The 19,416-nt window shown below is 48.0% G+C and carries 20 protein-coding genes; 12 read left to right on the top strand and 8 right to left on the bottom strand.

Features of this window, described 5'->3' with window-relative positions:
• Positions 1-9: 9 nt before the first annotated feature.
• The 4 genes from parE to radA all read left to right on the top strand — a co-directional run bounded on the left by parE (position 10) and on the right by radA (position 6,887).
• Entirely contained in the window at positions 10-1,899 is a 1,890-nt protein-coding gene (gene parE, locus AWU77_RS03120; RefSeq protein WP_062059142.1) for a DNA topoisomerase IV subunit B, read from the top strand.
• 196 nt (positions 1,900-2,095) lie between these two features.
• Positions 2,096-4,435 carry a hypothetical protein gene (locus AWU77_RS03115; RefSeq protein WP_062059139.1) on the top strand — a complete coding sequence of 780 codons (2,340 nt, stop codon included), beginning with the start codon at positions 2,096-2,098 and terminating at the stop codon, positions 4,433-4,435.
• Positions 4,436-4,592: 157 nt separating this feature from the next.
• Positions 4,593-5,513 (top strand): hypothetical protein, encoded by a 921-nt coding sequence (locus tag AWU77_RS03110; RefSeq protein WP_062059136.1) that lies wholly within the window; start codon positions 4,593-4,595, stop codon positions 5,511-5,513.
• Between the two features lie 3 nt (positions 5,514-5,516).
• Positions 5,517-6,887, top strand: a complete 1,371-nt coding sequence (gene radA / locus AWU77_RS03105) for a DNA repair protein RadA (RefSeq protein ID WP_062059132.1) — start codon at positions 5,517-5,519, stop codon at positions 6,885-6,887.
• A gap of 53 nt (positions 6,888-6,940) precedes the next feature.
• Here the strand turns inward: radA and AWU77_RS03100 are convergent, their stop codons facing one another.
• From AWU77_RS03100 to AWU77_RS03090, 3 genes are all read right to left on the bottom strand, one after another.
• Positions 6,941-7,705 carry an ABC transporter substrate-binding protein gene (locus AWU77_RS03100; RefSeq protein WP_062059129.1) on the bottom strand — a complete coding sequence of 255 codons (765 nt, stop codon included), beginning with the start codon at positions 7,703-7,705 and terminating at the stop codon, positions 6,941-6,943.
• Between the two features lie 89 nt (positions 7,706-7,794).
• A complete protein-coding gene (locus AWU77_RS03095) occupies positions 7,795-8,169 on the bottom strand; it encodes a PilZ domain-containing protein (RefSeq protein WP_062059126.1) in 375 nt (124 codons plus the stop codon).
• A 64-nt stretch (positions 8,170-8,233) separates the two neighbouring features.
• Positions 8,234-8,620: a PilZ domain-containing protein gene (locus AWU77_RS03090; protein WP_062059123.1), complete on the bottom strand. Its 387-nt coding sequence runs from the start codon at positions 8,618-8,620 to the stop codon at positions 8,234-8,236.
• Positions 8,621-8,807: 187 nt separating this feature from the next.
• Between AWU77_RS03090 and AWU77_RS03085 the strand changes: the two genes are divergently transcribed.
• The 6 genes from AWU77_RS03085 to AWU77_RS03060 all read left to right on the top strand — a co-directional run bounded on the left by AWU77_RS03085 (position 8,808) and on the right by AWU77_RS03060 (position 14,146).
• Positions 8,808-9,719: an ROK family protein gene (locus AWU77_RS03085; protein WP_062059120.1), complete on the top strand. Its 912-nt coding sequence runs from the start codon at positions 8,808-8,810 to the stop codon at positions 9,717-9,719.
• A 10-nt stretch (positions 9,720-9,729) separates the two neighbouring features.
• Positions 9,730-10,596 carry an ABC transporter substrate-binding protein gene (locus AWU77_RS03080; RefSeq protein WP_062059117.1) on the top strand — a complete coding sequence of 289 codons (867 nt, stop codon included), beginning with the start codon at positions 9,730-9,732 and terminating at the stop codon, positions 10,594-10,596.
• A gap of 19 nt (positions 10,597-10,615) precedes the next feature.
• Positions 10,616-11,617, top strand: a complete 1,002-nt coding sequence (locus tag AWU77_RS03075; RefSeq protein ID WP_193747486.1) for an iron ABC transporter permease — start codon at positions 10,616-10,618, stop codon at positions 11,615-11,617.
• A gap of 2 nt (positions 11,618-11,619) precedes the next feature.
• Positions 11,620-12,453 carry an ABC transporter ATP-binding protein gene (locus AWU77_RS03070; RefSeq protein ID WP_084617967.1) on the top strand — a complete coding sequence of 278 codons (834 nt, stop codon included), beginning with the start codon at positions 11,620-11,622 and terminating at the stop codon, positions 12,451-12,453.
• Between the two features lie 161 nt (positions 12,454-12,614).
• Positions 12,615-13,073, top strand: a complete 459-nt coding sequence (locus AWU77_RS03065; RefSeq protein ID WP_062059111.1) for a DUF4442 domain-containing protein — start codon at positions 12,615-12,617, stop codon at positions 13,071-13,073.
• Between the two features lie 35 nt (positions 13,074-13,108).
• The gene (locus AWU77_RS03060; protein WP_062059108.1) at positions 13,109-14,146 is read left to right on the top strand and encodes a Gfo/Idh/MocA family oxidoreductase; all 1,038 of its coding nucleotides are present in this window, start codon (positions 13,109-13,111) and stop codon (positions 14,144-14,146) included.
• Between the two features lie 46 nt (positions 14,147-14,192).
• Here AWU77_RS03060 and AWU77_RS03055 read toward each other — a convergent pair whose 3' ends face one another.
• From AWU77_RS03055 to AWU77_RS03035, 5 genes are all read right to left on the bottom strand, one after another.
• Complete coding sequence (locus tag AWU77_RS03055) at positions 14,193-14,627, bottom strand: hypothetical protein (RefSeq protein ID WP_062059104.1); 435 nt, start codon at positions 14,625-14,627, stop codon at positions 14,193-14,195.
• A gap of 34 nt (positions 14,628-14,661) precedes the next feature.
• A complete protein-coding gene (locus AWU77_RS03050) occupies positions 14,662-15,528 on the bottom strand; it encodes an FAD:protein FMN transferase (protein WP_062059101.1) in 867 nt (288 codons plus the stop codon).
• A 3-nt stretch (positions 15,529-15,531) separates the two neighbouring features.
• On the bottom strand, positions 15,532-16,086 hold the full coding sequence (locus AWU77_RS03045) for an FMN-binding protein (RefSeq protein ID WP_062059098.1): 555 nt from the start codon (positions 16,084-16,086) through the stop codon (positions 15,532-15,534).
• A 64-nt stretch (positions 16,087-16,150) separates the two neighbouring features.
• The gene (locus AWU77_RS03040; protein WP_062059095.1) at positions 16,151-17,035 is read right to left on the bottom strand and encodes a DUF6662 family protein; all 885 of its coding nucleotides are present in this window, start codon (positions 17,033-17,035) and stop codon (positions 16,151-16,153) included.
• Positions 17,036-17,162: 127 nt separating this feature from the next.
• On the bottom strand, positions 17,163-17,915 hold the full coding sequence (locus tag AWU77_RS03035; protein WP_062059092.1) for a DUF1461 domain-containing protein: 753 nt from the start codon (positions 17,913-17,915) through the stop codon (positions 17,163-17,165).
• Positions 17,916-18,174: 259 nt separating this feature from the next.
• Between AWU77_RS03035 and AWU77_RS03030 the strand changes: the two genes are divergently transcribed.
• Positions 18,175-18,750, top strand: a complete 576-nt coding sequence (locus AWU77_RS03030) for a hypothetical protein (RefSeq protein WP_062059088.1) — start codon at positions 18,175-18,177, stop codon at positions 18,748-18,750.
• A 157-nt stretch (positions 18,751-18,907) separates the two neighbouring features.
• On the top strand, positions 18,908-19,339 hold the full coding sequence (locus tag AWU77_RS03025) for a methyltransferase (RefSeq protein ID WP_062059085.1): 432 nt from the start codon (positions 18,908-18,910) through the stop codon (positions 19,337-19,339).
• Positions 19,340-19,416: the final 77 nt, after the last annotated feature.

Genomic DNA, 19,416 nt, shown 5'->3' with positions numbered 1-19,416 from the left:
GAAAATAAGATGGCTAATTATTCCGCAGAAGATATTGAAGTACTCACGGGATTAGACCCGGTTAAAAAACGCCCCGGTATGTATACCGAAACCACGCGCCCGAATCATCTCGCGCAAGAAATTATCGATAACTCGGTCGATGAGGCGCTTGCAGGTCATGCCAAAACAATCAATGTTATTTTGCACAAAGATCAATCGATTACCGTGATCGATGACGGTCGGGGCATGCCGGTGGATATTCACCCGGAGCAGGGTAAACCCGGTGTTGAAGTTATTTTGTGTACGCTCCATGCGGGCGGTAAATTTTCTAATAAAAATTACCAATTCTCCGGTGGTTTGCACGGCGTGGGTGTGTCGGTAGTAAACGCATTGTCAGAAAAATTAATTGTGACCGTGAAGCGCGATGGCAATGTGTACCAGATGGGTTTTGCCAACGGCGATAAAGCCAGCGACTTGGAAATCATCGATACCTGCCCCAAGCGTCAAACCGGCACCAGCGTGCATTTTTTACCGAACCCGATGTATTTTGATTCGAATAAATTTTCTGTTAGTCGCATGCGCCATGTGCTGCGTGCAAAAGCAGTTTTGTGCCCTGGTTTATCTGTAACATTTTTGGATGAGCAGACCGGTGAAAAAGATGAGTGGTATTACGAAGACGGTTTAACCGATTATCTTTCCGGTGCAACACAAGAGTGGCTCACCTTACCTGAGCATCCTTTTGTCGGCGATTTCAGCGGCCAAACTGAAGCGGCGACTTGGGCGGTGCAATGGTTGATGGACGGCGGCGAATTAGTGCAAGAAAGTTACGTCAACCTGATTCCCACCGCCCAGGGCGGCACCCACGTAAATGGTTTGCGTACCGGTCTACTCGATGCGCTGCGCGACTATTGTGAATTCCGCAATTTACTGCCGCGCGGTATAAAGCTCGCGCCGGAAGATTTGTGGAATGCCTGCTGTTATGTACTTTCGTATAAACACGCCGACCCACAATTTTCTGGCCAAACCAAAGAGCGTTTGACCTCGCGTGAAGCCGCTGCCTTTGTATCTGGCATTGCAAAGGATGCGTTTGCGCTTTGGTTGAATCAACACACGGAAGATGGCGATAAACTCGCCGAATTTTGTATTAGCAACGCGCAAAAACGTGTGCGTGCCAGTAAAAAAATTGAGCGTAAGCGTGTCACCCAAGGCCCAGCATTACCGGGAAAATTGGCCGACTGCTCCAGTGGCGATCCGGCGCGCAGTGAATTGTTTTTAGTGGAAGGAGATTCAGCGGGCGGCTCTGCCAAACAGGCGCGCGACCGTGAATTTCAAGCAATCATGCCACTGCGCGGAAAAATCCTGAACACTTGGGAAGTCGATTCCGGCGAGATTTTGGCGAGCCAAGAAGTGCACGATATTTCCGTCGCGATTGGTATGGACCCGGGCAGTGAAGATCTGAGCGAGCTGCGCTATCACAAAATTTGTATTCTGGCGGATGCGGATTCAGATGGTTTGCACATCGCCACGCTGTTATGTGCGCTGTTTGTAAAACATTTTCCGGTGTTGGTGCGCAACGGTTTTGTCTATGTGGCTATGCCGCCGCTGTACCGTATCGACATAGGTAAAGAGGTTTATTACGCACTGGATGAAGGCGAGAAAAATGGCGTGCTCAACCGTATCGCCGCTGAAAATAAAAAGGGTAAACCTAACGTGCAGCGCTTTAAAGGTTTGGGTGAGATGAACCCTTTGCAGTTGCGCGAAACCACTATGGCGCGCGACACTCGCCGGTTGGTGCAACTCACTATTGGTGAAGAGGACGGCACAATGCAGATAATGGATATGATGCTCGCCAAAAAGCGCGCGGGGGATCGCAAAATCTGGTTGGAAGAAAAAGGTAATTTGGCGGAGATTGCGGTGTAGCGATTCAGTTTATCGTAAGCCCTTTCAATTACTCGCGTGATTCGTAAAAAGCAAACCCCCAACGGTTTGCTTTTTTATTGGGGCGATAAGCTGTTCTTGCGATTCGTAACACATCTGTAGCGTGCAGACTCGCACCTTGGCAAAAGTTGACTACACTTTCTACATAATTCCCATAACACCTGCTCAGGAAGTGATCATGAAAAATAATGTTAATCGGTTGCTGCTATCTTCCCTTGTGCTTCCATCGCTGCTGTTGGCTGGTTGTGGTGGCGGTAGCGGTACTGAAAAAGCACCGGCACCCTCTGGCCCTAATGCTTTTGTGGCGGGAACTCATCCGCGTTTTGATCCGGTGATTGCCGACCTTCCGTTTAATACGGATCTGATTTTTGCCGCTGCGGCCACAACGGATGGCACTGCCAATCTAGGGGCGGCGACTGACCCAGTTCGCGCGACTATGAATCAGCTGGATGGTTTTTCCAGTTCGGCGTTTTTCGATATTTTAATCAGTGACAGTGTAAATCCGGCTACAGCTCTGGCATCCAAAAGTGTGTTCCTGATTGAATTGAATACAGGCGGGAAGGATGCGTTGAATCCTGCCAATATTGTCGGGGTGGTTGGCCCAGCTAGTTATGATGTGGTGGTGGTGTCGCAAGATGGCGGAACGAATAATGTGATCCGTATTCGCCCAACCAAACCGCTTAAGTCCAAAACCAAATATTTGGTGTTTATCACTGATGATGTGAAAAATGCCAGCGGCGCCAGCCTGACCCGCTCCTGGAGCTACAACTCCCTGCGCGACCCTGATTACCAAACACTCAGCTCTTTATTACCTGTGCGCTCAGCCATTATCGGGTGGGAAACGCTCGCCGGCGGGTTTTTGGCGGCTGTGAGTGGCGGCCAGTTGACAGCTGCAACAGCGAAAGAAAAGTTAGTGTTGACCTATACCTTCACCACTACTGATCCGGTCACCGGCTTGGTTGCTATGGCATCACCCCGTGCGGCGGTTGCCAGCACTCAAATTGCGGCAGGGGCTGCACCTGCAACGGCGGTGGCAAATGCTATGACTCTGGATTCAATTGGCCTTTTGTCCACCCCTAAAAAGCGCGACTTGGGTGTGTCGGGGCTTACGGGTATAGATTTCAATATGTTCAGTAAATCATTGGCAGCGAATGTGGGTAAGTTGTATACCGGTTATATCAAGCTGCCTTACTACCAAACAGCGGCAACAGGCTTGCCCTTTGGTGAATACCTGAAACGCAATTGGAAGCCAGATCTCACGCTTGCGGGTGCTTTGGGGGTGACTGTGCCTGCTGATGTGGATGGCAGTTACAACGTCACTTATCGCTATCCCTTTGCGGCTAAAACGGGCGATGAATCTGTGCCTCTGCAAGTCACTATGCCACAGGATAATTGGGTGCCTGGTTATGCTGGAGCCGCTAACTGCGGCCAGATCTATGCAGCGACCGGCTATCCCACTGTCATCTACGTGCATGGTATTACCAGTGATCGCGCCTCAGTGTTGGCGTTGGGTCATACGCTGGCAAGCCAGTGTATAGCTACGGTCGCTATCGATTTGCCAGTACATGGTATTCCCGCTAACAGTGACTTGGTGAAAGTGCTCAACGTTGAAAAAAGCCAATCGATACCTTTTGCTGCACTTTATGGCGCCAATGCGCCCCACGAGCGCCATTTCAATGTTGCGGGTGTTGGTGGTGCACCTGCACCCATGAACTTTACTGCTCCCGGGGTGGCGGATGGTTCAGGTGCGCAATTTATTAATCTCGGCTATCTGACTAACACTCGTGATAACAATCGTCAGGCGGTGATGGACCTGCTCAATCTCAATGCCAGTCTTGGCGGAGTGAATACCGAGATTCGCAAATCTGTTACTACTGGTTTAGATGTAAATCGTGTCTATGTAGTGGGTGTCTCACTGGGTGGTATTTTGGGTAGTGTGTTTACCACGGTGAATCAAATGGCAATTGCCAATGATGCTTTAGTCGGTTTGCCTTCCGGTCTCAACCCTATTCGCGGTCTGGTAGCCAGTGCAGCGGGTACCCAAGTGGCGCAAATTCTGGTGAACTCAGCGACCTTTACACCGGTAATTAACGGGGGGTTGGCTGCCAATGGCGTTAATGTCGGCACCAGCAACTATGAGCGCTTCCTTTATGCCGCGCAAAGTGCAATGGATGCGGGAGACCCAGTGAACTATATGCAAACATTGGCGGCGCTGGGCGTGCCTACGTTGGTGCAACAGATTAATGGCGATGTAGTAATTCCCAATGGCGCGGTCAGCGCCCCATTGGCGGGGACCTCAGCGATGGCCTCTTTGCTAGGCGCAACAAAATTGGGTTTGGGCTCTACCCAGTTGGGGCGCGGTTATGTCAAACATACAGCGGGCGGGCATGTCTCATTATTACGACCTGAGAACGGCACGTTAAATGTGACAACCGAACTGCAAACCCAGGTGGTCACGTTTATTCTAAATGGCGGTAAGGTGTCGGTTGGTGCGGGAGCGCCGGGCAATATCGAATAGCTCTGCCACCTTTCTTATCCGATTCAAACAAACCCCGGCTCCGGGGTTTGTTTTTTTTATTGGAACCATTTTACGCAGTCATGGCGCAATAACTGCTTGTAAACTAGGGTAAACTGCCGAGCAATTTACAGACCCGCTATGTTGATGAGTTTGAACTATGACCCCGCGTAATTATTTATACCTGCTTAAAAAATACGACGAATATCAAGCACAAATCGAACGTTTATTGGAATCGATTGTGAGTTCACTTTCGCCTAATAAATTGGCAACTTCTCAAGAGCAGCTAAACGAAGTTGTTAAACGTTTGCACAAATCTTATCCATTTGTGGAGTTGCTCTATTGTCTCGATCAAAACGGTGTGCAAACTACCGAGTCGGCAGCATCGCCTACGGTTCCAGACACTAAGCGGCGTGAGCCGGGTTTTGGATCAGATCGCAGCAATCGTATTTACTACAGGTCGGCGCGCGATAATAGTTCAAAGATTACGGTGACTCAGGCCTACCTTTCCAGCGCAACGCATCAATTGGCTATTTCTGCAGTGCAACGTTTTGTTGATGCTGAAAATATCACCCGCTATTTAGTGATTAATTTTAATTTGGAAAAACTAATCATCTTTTTAAACGGCGATAGTTTGCGCAGAGTTGTGCATCCCGTGTTTCAAGTGATTTACGGCATTATCGGCATTATGTTGGTTGCGGTTTCTATGCTTCTGCTTTTTTCCGCAGGGCAGTCGCTGTACGAGATGATCCACGAGCATACCAATACCGCAACCCAAGCGTTTCAATCGGTCATTTTAGTCACCTTGGGGCTGGCGATTTTCGATTTAGGGAAAACGATTCTCGAGGAAGAGGTCTTGCTGCATAAAGATATTCATCACACCGGTTCAACACGGCGAACCATTGCGCGCTTTATGTCGGCGATTGTGATTGCGGTATCGATTGAATCGCTGTTGCTGATGTTTAAATCCTTGCTCGGTGATGCTACACATCTAAACTCTGCTGTGTTTATGTTGTTTGCTGCAGTTGCCTTATTAGTCGGTTTGGGCGCTTACTTAAAACTAACCAGCGAAAAGAAATAAATTATGTCCACCAAAACCAAAAGTGCATTTGTCTGCAACGATTGTGGCGCCGATTATAAAAAATGGCAGGGGCAGTGCACTGAATGTGGGGTATGGAATAGTTTAAGTGAAGTGCGATTAGGCCCGACTCCCGCTAACCGCTCGGCAAAATTTGAAGGTTATGCGGGCGGCGCTTCGGGCAACAAAATTCAAACACTGGCAGAGATTTCGCTCAACGATGTGCCGCGTTTCAGCAGCGGTGCCGGTGAGTTTGACCGTGTACTCGGCGGTGGTTTTGTGCCGGGTTCAGTGGTGCTGATTGGCGGTAATCCCGGCGCGGGAAAATCCACGCTTCTATTGCAAACTCTGTGTAATTTGGCGCGCACTATGCCTGCGCTGTACATCACGGGTGAAGAGTCGCTGCAACAGGTGGCGATGCGCGCCCAGCGTTTGGGTTTGCCTACCGATCAATTGCAAATGCTCAGCGAAACCAGTGTCGAAGGCATTTGTACAATCGCACAAAAAGTCGCCCCCAAAGTGATGGTGATCGACTCGATTCAAGTTATGCATATGGAAGATATTTCCTCTGCTCCCGGCTCGGTATCGCAAGTGCGCGAAAGCGCCGCCTATCTCACCCGTTTTGCCAAGCAGACGGGCACAGTATTAATTTTGGTGGGGCATGTCACTAAAGACGGTTCACTCGCTGGCCCCAAAGTATTGGAGCACATGATCGACTGTTCCATTCTGTTGGAGGGCGATAACGATTCACGTTTTCGCACTTTGCGCGGCAATAAAAACCGTTTTGGTGCGGTCAATGAGTTAGGTGTTTTTGCGATGACCGAACAGGGCATGCGCGAAGTGAATAATCCCTCGGCGATTTTTTTACAGCGTGCAGAAGATCCTTCATCCGGTTCAGTAGTGATGGTGATGTGGGAAGGCACGCGCCCCTTGCTGATCGAAATTCAAGCCCTGGTTGATGACAGTCATCTCGGCAATCCGCGCCGCGTTGCCGTGGGAATGGATCAAAATCGCCTCGCCATGTTGCTCGCAGTATTGCATCGCCACGGTGGCATTATGGTGGGCGACCAGGATGTATTTGTGAACGTAGTAGGCGGTGTAAAAGTGATGGAGACAAGTGCGGATTTGGCAGTGTTGCTCGCGATTGTTTCAAGTTTTCGCGACCGCATTTTACCGCAGGATTTAATCGTGTTTGGCGAGGTGGGTTTGTCCGGCGAAATTCGCCCTGTGCCTAGCGGCCATGAGCGTTTGCGCGAAGCGGCTAAACATGGTTTCAAGCGCGCTATAGTGCCGTTTGCCAATGCCCCGCGGGAAAAAAATATGGGTATAGAAGTGGTTGCGGTTAAAAATTTGCAAGAAGCGCTCGATGCACTCTAGAAAATATTTTTCTCGCTATATTTGTTGAGCGAGCGTTAAGTTGTTCGCGCATATCATTCCGGTGTTTGCAGCTCAATCATTTTGCGATTGAGTTGCTGCAGCTGTTCCCAAGCCTGACGAAAGTTGGGAATGCTCAAAAACAAAGCGTCGAGGCTGCCATCTTCCCGAGCTAGTTCCAGCCCTTGTTGAATGCGTTTTGCTAGCGCTGGATTGTTGTTGTTAACAAAAAAATAAATGGGTTGTGGGTAGTGAATTACCAGATTTTTTTCAATGGCCAAGCCCAACTTGCCATACTGTTCAATTTCATAATTTATCTCCTGAATACTGCGTGCCATATAGTCAAAGCGCCTCAGCCCTAGCATCCGGAACATGGACTCATAGGCATAGGAGGTTACAAGTGGCAGACCGTTAAAGCGATAAACTTCTGTATCGCTCCAATGAATGCCGCTGCCAATTTTGAATTGCTGTAAATCGGCCAGAGTTTTAACCTGATCAAATCTTGATTGATCATCCGCGCGAATCAACAGCAGACGATATTCATTGATCCCGCGGATTAAATTAAATTTAACTGGCGTTAATTCTTGTTCACGTTTTTTATTGCTGCTGCTCCAGATAATATCAAGTACACCCTGCTTGACTAATAATCGTGAGCGTTCGCGATTGACATTGGCAGAATGGTAATAAATATGAATCTGCTCGTTAGCCTGACGAGTTTTTTCCAGTGCTAGTAGCAAGGCTTGCTCGTAAAAGTGGCTAGTGGCTTCTGGTTCGAGTGAGGCGGTTTTCGGCAGAGTTAGATACAAGTCTCCCTTTGCCACACTACTCGCCATACTGCTATGGCTAAGGGTTAATGACAGGCACAGGCATGCATAAAAAAACACCGCGTATTGCATAAAGTGCAGACTGATTAGTGGTTGTTTTCTATCTGGGTTAACAGCTCATAGAGTAATGTTTTATCAACGGGAGTGTCGGGTTGAAATTCAAACCCTAATATGTGTTCGCGCACATGAATTAATTTGCCGTGTAAGCTGAGTATTTTTTTAGGCGATGTGAGCAGGTTAATATCGTCCAACTGGATGTGAACACGCAATGGATCGCCTTTTTGTAAAAGGTGCTCACCTAAAATAGCAAGGCGCGCGCCCGACTCTGAAAGATCTAGGACATGCGCTTCCCATTTTTTTGTGGAGTATTGTAAATCTGCATAAGCGCGCAACGGAAAACGCGGATGTCTGCGTTTGTCTTCATCGCTGGAATCATCAGTTATGTTTTCTTCATTACTCATTATTTCTGTTGGCTCCGCTGTAGGGATGGGCCGATGAACTGTCGTGTCAGTTTAGTTATCAGTGCTAGTAATCACTAATCAATTCAGACAGTTCCCTTTCTGCTGCTGAAGCATCCCCTAAATTCAATTCAATCAACCGGCGTAAGTGGCTCACGCTATCAATATCAATCGATGTACACACCAGACCCGTTTGACTGTGATGCTGGTGCGCCACAGTGACGGACATAGCAATGCTCGTGTTGTCTGACAGTAGTATTTTCACCAGAATTGGTTTGTTATGAATCACTTCTGCGGGCAGAGTTTGCTGCAAGAGCAGCCCCTTTAATGAAATATCCAACAAACTGGCGCGCCAATGAAACTCGCCTTGTGCCAGTTCAACATGGGCATCAAACAAGATACGACTAAATTTGCGGCGCTCATTGGTAGCGGCTTTTTTTCTTGTGTCGGTCATAATGTGGTCTTTCTGTCGCAGGGTGGTCTTTCATTAACGGTTGAGCCAAACAAACAGCTGGTAGCCTGTGTTTGAGTGTAGCCTTTGGCAGCCGTTTCGCCATTATTGAATTTGCACAGGTGTTGATTTGCCTCGGGTAAGGGGTGCCACCTATAATCCCGTCACGTTTGCTAACAGGCTGATTTTTATGACAGATTTCCGTATTGGTATTGACCTTGGCGGCACCAAAACTGAGGTGATACTGCTCAATGGCGCAAGTCAGGAGCTATTTCGCACCCGCATTCCTACAGTGCGCGATGATTATCAAGCTACCCTGCGCGATATCGCCCAGTTGGTTGCCCAAGCGGAAGCTGCCGCCGGTGAAACCCGGTTGCCGGTCGGCGTAGGTATTCCAGGGACTATTTCACGCAAAACCGGTTTTGTGAAAAATGCCAATTCCACCTGGCTTAATGGCAAGCCTTTTCAGCAAGACTTGTCGGACTACCTCAACCGTGCAGTTAAAGTCACTAACGACGCCAACTGCCTTGCAGTCTCTGAAGCGACTGACGGCGCTGGCCGTGGTTACGATCTGGTCTTCGCTGGCATTCTCGGCACCGGCTGTGGTGCCGGTGTTGCTTATCAAGGCAAGCCTATTATCGGCCCCAATGGTGTGGCTGGGGAGTGGGGGCACAATCCGCTGCCTTGGACTAGCGCGGAAGATTTAAACGCGCGCCCTTGTTATTGCGGTAAATCTGGCTGCCAGGAAACGTTTTTATCCGGCACTGGCCTGTGCCTTTCCTTTCAGTTGATTACCGATGAAAAAATTAAAGGTGATGAAATCGTAGCGCGGGCGGAGCAGGGGGACGTAGTTGCGCGGGAAGTGCTTGCTAATTATTTCGACCAAGTTGCACGCGGCCTTGCCGCCATTATTAACACGATTGATCCAGATGTGATTGTGTTGGGCGGTGGCGCTTCGAATATCAAGGCGATTTACACCGAGGTGCCAAAGTTGTTACCGCATTATGTATTCGGCCGCGAGTGCGATACACCCATAGTTCCGGCCGTGCATGGCGATTCCAGTGGCGTGCGCGGTGCCGCTTGGTTAAATCCGCTTGTGTAAGTTGCGCAGCATGTTGCTAGCGGTAAAACCCATCGCAAGGTTGCTGGGCTTTTTATTTTTTGTTTGCAACGCGAATCTGCAAGCACAGTCACAAGTGCAATCGCCAACACCGCCACAGCGAATTGCATCGCTCAATATTTGTATCGACCAATTATTGTGGGCGTTGGTGCCGCACGAGCGGTTGGTGAGCATCAGTTATTTAACCGCGAGCCCTATGTGGTCACCGATTGCAGAACAGGTGCGCGGAATTCCAACCAATCATGGGCTTGCGGAAGAAATTGTGCCGCTGTCGCCGGATTTAATTCTTGCCGGTGAATTCGATGCAGCCAGTGCGATTGAATTGCTCAACCGTTTGGACAAACCGGTTACACGTTTGCCGCTGCCGCGTAAGCTCAGCGATATTAACGAGCAAATAATTACGTTGGGCGATTTGGTCGGCGCAGGTAAAAAGGCGCGTACTATGGCCGCGCGCATTAGTGAACAAGTTGCTGAGTTGCAAACGGCTAAACAAAATCAACAGCCCTTAACGGCATTTTGGTATTCATCAAATGGTGTAGTGATTGGTGATGGCACGCTGGAGCATGAATTAATGCAACTAGCGGGCTTGCGCAATCTGGCGGCTGAGCGCGGCATGTTTGGTTTTAATCAACTCGATTTGGAATTATTGCTCAGCGCCAAACCGCAAATATTAATTATTGAAGCGAGTAATGCCGAAGGTTTTTCTCTGGCACGGGAATATTTAGCGCACCCGGCATTGGCTAATGCGGAATTTACCATTGTGCGCTTACCGGCGGGTTTATCGGGCTGCGCCACCTCGGTATTGGGCGATGTTGCTATCGCACTGAAACAGCAATTGGCGAACTCAGTTCAGAAGTGAAATAGACAAAGAGAAAATTGTGCAACTAAAAAAATCGTTTACTGCATTAACCCTGAGCTTGCTCGGCGCGATTATCGCGGCGGCGGTTTTATCGCTTAACAGCGGTGCGGCGAGTATTCCGCTGCTGCAAGGTTTTACGGATATCTGGCAGGGCGAACAAAGTTTGGCGGCAACCATTCTCGGGCAAATTCGGCTGCCGCGTTTATGCCTGGCCATTATTGTCGGCGCAACACTCGGCATGGCCGGTGCCGCTATGCAAGGCTTATTGCGCAACCCGCTGGCCGACCCGGGAGTGCTCGGTGTTACCAGCGGTGCGGCATTGGGCGCGGTGGGGGTGTTGTATTTTGGCGCGGCGGCAGCGGCTTGGTATTGGCTGCCGAGTGCGGCGATTGCGGGAGCATTGTTGTCTCTGCTGCTGGTATATGTATTGGCGGGTTTGCACAGCAGTATGCTCGCGTTAATTCTCGCCGGTGTGGCGATCAGCTCTATTACCGGTGCCTTAATTGCAGTTGCATTAAATTTTGCACCGAGCTTGTATGCGATGCAGGAAATTATTTTTTGGTTGATGGGTTCACTGGTTAATCGCCATTGGGATCATGTGCATATGGCGTTGCCGCTGGCAGTGATTGGCTGGCTGCTAATGCTCAGCCGCAGCCGGTTTTTAGACGCGTTAAGTCTCGGCGAAGAAAGCACCCGTTCACTTGGTTTTAATAACCATCGCGAGCGCGGCATTTTATTATTGGGCATTGCGATCAGTGTCGGCGCCTGTGTGGCGGTGAGTGGCAGTATTGGTTTTGTGGGGTTAATTATTCCGCATTTACTGCGCCCTTTAGTGGGTTATAGACCGGGGCGATTAATGTTCACTAGTGCCCTCGGCGGTGCGCTGTTATTAGTGCTTGCCGATATTCTGGTGCGCCAATTTGATAGCGCGCGCGAATTAAAATTAGGTGTAGTGACCTCACTGCTCGGCGGCCCGTTTTTTTTATTATTAATTCTTAAAACCCGTTCGCGGTGGGCGTAAAAATGACAACAGATAATGCCCAACCTATCGGCCTCAGTGCGCAACCTGTCAGCCTCAGTGCGCAACAAGTGTCGCTGGTACGCGACGGCAATGCGATTGTAAACAACGCCAGTTTGCAGTTACACGCAGGCGAATTAGTCGGTTTAATCGGCCCCAATGGCGCAGGTAAAAGTTCATTGCTGCGGGTGATGGCAGGGTTATTGGATGCAGATTCCGGTCAAGTACACTTAGCTAGCAATAATCAGCCGCCGCAATTATTGGCGCAATTTTCTGGCCGTGAACGCGCGCAGTTGCTCGCTTATTTACCGCAGCAGGAAACGCCGGCTTGGCCGTTACAAGTTGAACATTTGGTTGGCCTCGGTCGCGCGCCTTGGCACACACCTATGAGCGGAAAATCACCGCAAGACAAACAAGCCATTGAACATGCGCTCAGCATTACCGAATTGCAGCCGCTGCGCCAGCGCATTGTCACCACACTATCGGGCGGCGAATTGCAGCGCACGTTGTTAGCGCGGGTTTTTGCTGGCGAACCGCAAATTATCCTCGCCGATGAACCCATCGCAGCGCTTGATCCTTACCATCAATTACATGTGATGGAATTACTCGCCGAACATGCGCAGCGCGGTGGTGCAGTTTTAACTGCATTGCACGATTTAAGTTTAGCGGCACGTTTTTGTTCGCGTTTGATCTTATTGCAAAACGGAAAAATTGTGGCAGATGGTCAACCGATTGATGTGCTCACCACCGACAATTTGGAAAAAGTCTACGGCATCTCAGCTTATGTCGATTGCCGCGATGATGGGGTGGTAATAATCCCGCGCAAGCGGGTGCTTTAAAAACGTAGAACGATTCTGAATTAGCAGAGGACTTGCGGTGTTATTGCTGAGACCATCTGAGACATGGATGTCGAAGATGAGCCCCCATGGATGGGTTCACGGCGTGTCTCAGCAATAACACCGTGAATCCTATTCACGTTAGCACTTCATGGAATTCAAACATGAAAGCAAGTGTATTTAAATTTGGCGTTAATTTATGGCCGCCACTATTTTTTACTGGTATTAAAGTCACCCATCTCACACCAGACTATAAAGAAACACATGTGACCTTAAAACTGCGTTGGTACAACCGCAATTATGTCGGCACCCAATACGGTGGCAGCCTTATGTCCATGACTGACCCTTGGTATATGTTGATGATTATGCACAACCTCGGGCGCGATTATTTTGTCTGGGATAAACATGCTGAAATAGATTACATCGCCCCCGGTAAAACCCATGTGCATGCACAGTTTCTGCTGACCGATGAAATTCTCAACGATATCCGCGCAAAAACAGCCAACGGCGAAAAATACGTACCGGAGTTTCTGGTTGATATTAAAGATAATAACGGTCAGCTTGTCGCGCGGGTAAAACGCCGTGTGTATATCAAGTTAAAACCCCGTGCACGTGCGGACTAACAATTACATTATTAATTTTTTAGCTGGAAAATTTTATGCTCAATGTTGCACTCTGTTCTTATGGGATGTCGGGCAAAGTATTTCACGCACCGCTAATCACCGCCGAAACAGGCTTACAACTCCACAGTATTTTACAGCGCAGCGAACCTACGGCATTGGCAGATTATCCGCAGGTTAATATTGTCAAAACGTTTGATGAAATTCTCGCCAATCCGGATATTGATTTAATCGTCGTTAATACCCCCAATGAGTTTCACTACCCTATGACCAAAGCGGCATTGCTGGCGGGTAAACATGTGGTGGTAGAAAAACCGTTTACGCTAAGCCTTGCGGAAGGCAATGAATTAATTGCATTGGCCGAACGGCAACAAAAGATTCTTTCTGTGTTTCAAAATAAACGTTTGGAAAGCGATCACTTGGATGCGCAAAAAATTATTGCATCAGGAGCGCTCGGGCGCATTGTTGAAGTGGAATGGCATTACGATCGCTACCGCACCAACATCACCCACAAAAAATGGAAAGAAGATAATCTCCCCGGCGCCGGCACCTGGTTTGATTTAGGCATTCATATGGTGGATTCCATGCTGTGTCTATTCGGTAAACCCAATGCCGTCTATGCCGATATGCGCAGCCTGCGCCGCAGCGAAGGTTCAACCGATTATTTCAATGTGCAGTTTCACTATGAGGATATGCGCGTAATACTGCGCTCCAGTACCTACGTGAGTGAAAAAGGCGCAACTGTTGCGATTCACGGCGATCAAGGTTCTTTTTTAAAATTCGGGCAAGATGTGCAAGAAGGCCAAATGATGCGCGGCATCATTCCTGGTATGTCCGGCTGGGCACAACCCGGTGAAGATAATTACGGTATTTTGCACACGCACAATCCAGGTGAGGCAAAACGAATCAGTATTCCAGGTCAGCTCGGTTGCTATGAGCATTACTATAAAAATATTATGGATGCGATTTGTGGCAATGCACCGCTGACATTTTTGCCGCAGCAATCACTGCTGGGTGTAGAGTTGTTGTTGGCCGGGGAGGCTAGCGCCAAACAGCAATGTTTAATCAAGCTTTAAGTTGGAGCGGATTTTTATCCGCTCTGGTTAAACTACCTTCTTAATTTTACGAGGTAGGACGATTAGGCGTGGTTGGTTTCAGAGAACGAATAATAGCTTTACGCCAAAAATGCAGTGGGAATATCAAGCAGAGAGCGACACCGAGCCATAAATGGATATCGGCAATATTGAATACTTCCAATAGATCCTGCGGGTAGTACAGCAATAAACCGCTAACAATAAGTAAAGTCCATATGCTCAGGTGCAGGTAACCATCCCAATGGCGCTTTTTTTTGGGTAATTTTTTTTGTACGTGATCCGCAAATAAATAGCCAAAAATAAATACCCCAAGCATAGCACTCACACCATGCAGTTCGCGGAATAAGCCATTGAGCGGGTGAGGGAAGTCATCTTCAGTCGCGGGGGCGAGAAAAAAAAGCGCAATGCCGGTAATGGCGACTGCCAGAAGAATTAACCATAAACTGATACGTGATTTTTTCATGAGCCTTAACAGGGTTGCATGTCAATAAAGGGCGCTATTCTGACAGTTGTTGGCGTGGAAATGTAGCGCTTGATGGTGTATCTGTCGCAAGTGTAATCCAGTTGCCACCCAATTTACGCAGACAATCGCCGCGCTCATGTTCCGCTAAATTCACCGCAACTTTGGTGAGCGCATCTGCACGCCATGCACTATTGGCAATAACACTCCAGGTTCCCGCTGCTACAGGCTCTGCATTATTACCTAATACAAGCCCCGGATATTGTGCAGACGCATGTGTTGTTGATGTCGCCAGCGCGGCATTTTGCAGGCCGCCCATTGTATGCAGTTGCCCCAGATGATCCTTAATACTGATCGGTATAATCGCACTACCATACACCCGAATATCGCCCCCTGCATTAATCCACGCGGATGCTACCCCTTGGTGTTGCAGGTATCGAATTGCTATATCAACCGCAAAACCTTTGGCGATACCATCCAGCGTAATCAACACCGGCCGCCGTAAGCGCGCTTGTTGTGTTTGTATTTCAATATCGTCCCAATTGCCAATGCTGAGCCAATCACTGCGCGTATTGATGTAATCCGGCGCGGGCAGCGCCCCTTTATCAACAATCGCTTTGCCCAGTGTGCAATTGAATGTGCCTTTGCTGATGCGGGTTAATGCCCGTGCGAGCTTCAAACATTGAATGCTGAGAGGGTGCAGTGGCACCCACTGATTTTGCGCAGAGTTTAAACGCGACAAATCGCTAGAGTGTTGATGAAAGCTAAGCAGGTTGTGAATTTGTTCTATGGCAGAAAAAGCGCCAGAGAGCACATCCTGATATTGATTTTCTGCGAGCGCCCCAGTATCGACAAGTTGAATTTCGACAAACGTGCCGAGCAATGGGCGCATGCGTTTTAGCATTGCTTAGGCTTGGGTAAGTGCAATTTTATGAATAGCGAGCAGGCGTTTAACGCCGTCTGTCACATTGCGGCAAGAGAGTGTTGCGCCGCTGATGTTGGGAATGTCCTTGTTGAGTTTAAATTTATCGTTCAAGGTCTTCCCAGAAAAATATTGTCGCCATTCGGGTTTGCGAATCTGACCGCCGTGGGTTTCGCGGTAACTTAAAATTTCTATACCGATCACTTTGCCATCGGGCGAAATGGCTGCGGCATAACTAATAAATTCGTGTTTACCGATGACATCATCGACAAGAAAATAACCGAGTAATTTTCCGTCTTGTTCAGCGCGCCAATTTTGTTGGATTGGGTTTCGTTGGCGCACCCCGGCGATTTTTTTAATCTGCGCGCGCTGCTCATCAGACAAATGAATGGCCGATTCTAAAAAAATGCTAGCGTTGGGAAATAATACTTTCTGTGCTTGTGCAATCGATAAATAATCTTCCGCGTGAGCAGCGTTTACTATCACTGCGGGTGCAATGAGCGCGAGTGGTAAGCTAATAAAACCGGGAATATTACGCATGGAATAATCCTCCTATGCCTCGTTTAAGCGAGGCATAGTTTTTAATGAGGGAATAGACTGTTAATTAGAAATTCAGGCCAAGTTTGAAGCGAATTTCCTGTTCGGTTTTTTCAATCAGGTGTAAGCCATCAGGTTGGCCATCAAAGCCCTCTCCGCCGCCACTGATTTGGTCAAAGTAGGTCAGTGTGAACCAATAGTCCGCGCCGCCGTAATGCAAACTTGGACCAGCAAAAAGTGACTGCCGCTCCATCGCAACTTCAGTTTCGTATTCGGTTTCGTACAGTGTTTCTACACCGATAAACCAATTGGGCACAAAGCGATAGCTCAAACCAGTACCTGCCCAAAATTCAATTTCTACTTCCATGCCGGTAGGCCATTCAAAATCTTCCGGCAGATTATCAATGGGTTTACGTTTTGCACGTGTTGCTTCAGTACCAAAGTTGGCCGCCCAAATTAATTGGCCTTCCATAAAATATTTTTGCAGTTCAAGTTCCAGATCGATACTCACTGTATCCTTATCGCGCCCCGAATGAGGATCCAGCACTAAATAATCCAAACCGGTAGTGACCGACAAGCCGAAGTCATCCAACGCTGGGCTGAGAAAATTATATTTTCCCGCAATCTCTACGCCTTGAAATTTCAAACCGTATTTTTCATCGCCAGGCATATAGGCATCAATCAACAATCCTGATGTATCAATCGCTTGGCCTTTAAGTTCGCCTTTTATAGTGAAGCGATCGCTTACGCCGTACTCTAATTCTGTTTCAGTGTTATACGCCGTGTATTTTCCTACGCCTTTATCGGAGCGCTGCGTGACGACTTGATAAAACTCCAATGCGCCATCCGGCAGAACTTCAGCGCCTTTGATATAACCAAAAAGATTTTCGTCTGCATGAGCTGGCAAGGTGAGTAGGCTACTGAGCAAGGTGACAATGAGCGTTTTACGCATAGCGAATCCTTAGTCTGGCTGTTAAATGTGATTTTATAATGCAAATGATACGTTTAATCGTGCGCATTTTAATCGCATTTGATATTCATTACCATTAATTTTCTGTAACAATGCTACTCGCTTGCCATTATTTCCGCGTTTTCGCCCTGAATGCTCTGCTCGTTGTGCGTTGCAGAAAGTGATTAATGCCATAGAGGCTTGCACACCACAGCAGCAGAAGCAGGCTAAGTAAAACGATTGCGATAAACGCAAAAATATCTGGTGCTTTCATCAAGGTGGTCATTAGCGAATCTTGATAATAAAAAAACCACTGGTGACCATTGGGAAATATCTGCTCATGTAGCCAATAAAAAACAGCGGTTGGGCCTATGGCAACAAGAATGACAGAAGCTAACAGTGAGCCTGCCAAAAAACCCAGTAAGATTTTTTTAAGCGATGGCAGTTGTAGCTTTTGTTGATGGGCAATGGCAATCAAACTGGCCCATAACAATAAACTTAGAATTCCAATGAAATAAAATCGATCGATTAAGTTAGCCACATCCTGCAGGTGAATAATTTCAGCTTCGTGCATCAGTGCAGTTAACTGGCCGTTTTTTAAGGTGTAACTAATCTGCGCTAAACCCTTGCCGCTGGTATGCACTGCATCACTAATCTCACCAAATAAACGCCAATGTTCACTGGCGGAAGTGAATTCAAAGTCCTCTTTATAGCGATTGAGCGGCGCATATTGGGTTATATGCTGATTCAGATTTAACAATTGATAACCGAGCGGATAAGCAAAGTGAAATTGCGCAAGCAAGCGCCAGCTTACGAGTGCCAGCCCTATCAACTGGGCGATAAAAAATGTTGGCCAAAAGCAAAATCGTTTGAAGAGGTTCATATCTTAACTCTGCCGTGGATCGGGGTTGCAAAGTATGCGTTAGGCGCTATTGCAGGCCAACAGGTTTATAGAAGTTGACATTTTTTTGACGAATATGTGGCGTCAAAATGTCGATATTTTTGACGTTTTAGCTATTTTACGCGCCAAAGTGGCGCGTCCTTCTGTTCTAAGGAGCTGATTTAGATGATGATTTCGGCGACGGCATTGAAATTGCTCCTGTTGATGTGATGCACGTCTCAATTCATAAAGGGGCATGATTATGACTAGATTATGGAAATTGGCCTTGGCAGTAATTTGCTCAGGTTGTTGGGCTGCGGCGACAATGGCAACTCCGGTGACCTGTCTGCCAACTACTGAACGGGTGGCAACTCTTGATTCCGCGGTAATTTGCCTGACCGGCAATGATGAAAATATTCACAGCCCTGCACAGGTATCCACACTGTTTGGTGGCCTCTGGGTTAAAGAGGGCGAGCTGACGGGCAATGGCACAAACGATCTATTCACTGTTGCATTGACCAGTGGCAGCTGGGGTGGAAATAATGTTGCGGGAACTTGGAGTCTTGATAGCAGTTTTTGGTCTACATATGGATTGGCGGTAATTACCATGCACGTTGGTCACGGTAATGGCGACCCAGACTATTTTGCGTGGTCGATAACGCCGGGAGCCACAAGTGGCAGTTTTAACTACAAAGATCTGGATGGCCGCGGCGGTGGGTTGTCGAATCTTTTTCTATTTGGGTCGGGCAGTGCAATCACACAGCTTTCTGAATCGGGTATGGGGTTCTTGTGGGTGATTGGTTTGTTAGCCGTTATGTTGGCAAGGCGTAGGGTTTAACGCTAGGGATGAAATAATAGTGTGAGTGAAAGCCGCAGAATTTTCTGCGGCTTTTTTTATTCTTGAATATGGTCACATAATTGTCTTAATTTTGTCATAGTATCTACAGTCCTATTAAGCGAATTTATTCAAGCCTAATTACGAGTGAGATGACATAGTGCCAGAATTATTAGCCCCTCCAGCAAAAAATACATTTCATACTTATGGTATTTGGCTGTATACCGAAAAAAGTCGTGCAATTAAAAACCTAAAAAAAGAACATAATCCTAGTGTGCATGGTGACAAACACTGGGACTCCAGTTATTTGTTGATGGATTACTTTACCCATAACCCGTTAAAGAAAAAAAGCCGTATCTTGGATGTAGGTTGCGGGTGGGGTCCCACGTCTATTTATTTAGCCAATGCGGGCCATGCAGTCACTGGGTTGGATGTAGATGATCATGTTTTTGCTTTTTTAGATGTGCAAGCCGAACTGAATGGTGTGGCGATAAAAACGCGCCAAGGCGCAATGGCATCGATGAAAAAAGCAGATTTAAGCAAGTTTGATGTGATTGTGGGCGGAGATATCTGTTTTTGGCGTGCGCCGTGATAAGGCGGCGCTTTCCCCGTGGGTGAAAATCCCACTCGGCTATCGCTCCAGCCGAAAGCAACCGGAGCAATTATGGA

The organism is Cellvibrio sp. OA-2007 (assembly GCF_000953825.1).
Classification (GTDB): Bacteria; Pseudomonadota; Gammaproteobacteria; order Pseudomonadales; family Cellvibrionaceae; genus Cellvibrio.
Note: the sequence above shows the minus strand (reverse complement) of the source record. Positions and strands in the feature narration are given on the sequence as shown.